The organism is Paenibacillus sp. 598K (assembly GCF_003851045.1).
Classification (GTDB): domain Bacteria; phylum Bacillota; class Bacilli; order Paenibacillales; family Paenibacillaceae; genus Paenibacillus_D.
The window spans coordinates 493-1,715 of record NZ_BFBX01000078.1 but is presented as its reverse complement, the minus strand read 5'-3'; the positions used below and the strand labels follow the sequence as shown (position 1 = coordinate 1,715).

The 1,223-nt window shown below is 52.6% G+C and carries 1 protein-coding gene; it reads left to right on the top strand.

All coding sequences use genetic code 11. The annotated features are described in order from the left end of the window. Positions 1 to 108: 108 nt before the first annotated feature. A partial coding sequence (locus PA598K_RS21945) for an IS1380 family transposase (RefSeq protein WP_185602159.1) occupies positions 109 to 1,223 on the top strand: 1,115 nt, incomplete at its 3' end.

The window sequence follows — 1,223 nt, the reverse complement described above, 5'->3', positions numbered from 1 at the left end:
CCTGAATTACGAAAGTGCTGTCTCATAAAAACATAAAAAAGTGCTCAAATCTTTGGTAGAATGGTGTTTGTCGGAACAACATCACCCAAAGAGAGGAGCACCTTTAAGGTGAATTCTACCACAAAAATCATGTCGTTGAAAACGGAATTTTCTATGCGAAACGCCACAAATTTTGCAGGCAGTAAAACCATCCTTAGTTTTCTGGAATCGATTCGCTTCCAACAGGCACTTCGGACGCTGGGTCAAGCCAAAGCCATGAACGCCATCTTCCCCACTCATCGAATCTTGCAGTACCTCATCATCGGCTGGCTTCTCGGCTGTGAACGCCTCTTTCACTTCAAATCCCTAGCGAGCGACGCCTTAGTCGCTCACGCGATGGGTGGCCGAGTGCCACATCACACGTTGTTAAATAAAGATCTGCTGCGTCTAGGCAAGGCCCATGAGCAGATCACGCCGGCCATCCGAGCCTTAAATCTCGCCCTCATCCAACCCCGGTTGCCAACATCGTTAATCTTGGATCTGGACTCTACCGTGGAGACCGTGTACGGCAACCAACAGGGAGCGGAAGTGGGCTACAATAGCTACAAGCACGGGCGCAAAAGCTTGCACCCCTTGCTCATCTATGAAGGACAGTCGCGGATGCTGCTTAACGCCTGTCTGCGCCCTGGCAATACAAGCAGTTCGACCGATGTCCTGCCCTTTGCGGAGCAGACGTTAGATCTGCTGGATTCCCATCCCGTGCGTTATGCACGCTTTGACAAGGGCTTTGGGGGCGAGGACTTCTATGCCTTCTGGGAGTCCCGGAAGATCGGCTATGTCGGCAAACTCAAATGGACGCCGCGTCTTCAGCAGCAGGTGAAAGCCTGTGAACAGTGGACGCGGTTTGTCGATGACGAATGGATCATTGAAGGCGTAGTGCTCGCCTACCAAGCGACCACGTGGGAGAAGACGCGTCGTGTCGCTGTCATCCGCAAGATGCCGCGCTGGGACGGGGATCAGTCGCAGCTCGAACTCGACTTGCTTTGGCAGTACGAAGCCATGGTAACGACCGAAGCCTGGGAAGCCATCGACGTATGGCGATTCTACAACCAACGCTGCGCGATGGAGAACTACATCAAGGAAGGCAAGCGTGGATTTGCTATCCACCGGATCCCTACGCAATCGTTTGCCGCCAATGAAATTGACCTGCTCTTAAAGCTCCTTGCCTACAATCTATTTGAGCG